Origin of the sequence: Mesorhizobium sp. M1A.T.Ca.IN.004.03.1.1 (genome assembly GCF_003997555.1) — a bacterium.
Taxonomy (GTDB): domain Bacteria; phylum Pseudomonadota; class Alphaproteobacteria; order Rhizobiales; family Rhizobiaceae; genus Mesorhizobium.
This window is the reverse complement of sequence record NZ_RZTV01000512.1, coordinates 1-262: the sequence shown is the minus strand read 5'-3', so window position 1 is coordinate 262 and position 262 is coordinate 1. Positions and strand designations below refer to the sequence as shown.

Genomic DNA, 262 nt, shown 5'->3' with positions numbered 1-262 from the left:
CAGGATTCTCAGGCATGAACAGCCCGATCGTCCCATCGAAGACAACGGGCAGGGCGGCGCTGCGTCCGGCACCCTCAGCCGGTTCGGGCGAAAATTCGCCGGGCGCCACCTTGGCACGGTCTGGATCGCCGGGGCGCCCCGGTGCAATGAAGTCGATTACGCGGCTGACCTGCCGCCGCAGTGCCGACGGCATTTTTTCGACAATGGAACGCATCACCTCGACATCCTCGACGGGCACGGCGCGCAGCACTCGGAGTGCGGC

The 262-nt window shown here is 66.4% G+C and carries 1 protein-coding gene; it reads right to left on the bottom strand.

Annotated features, from left to right (window positions below):
• Positions 1-262: hypothetical protein (locus EOD29_RS32680; RefSeq protein ID WP_164763990.1), on the bottom strand; the 262-nt coding region annotated here is incomplete at both ends.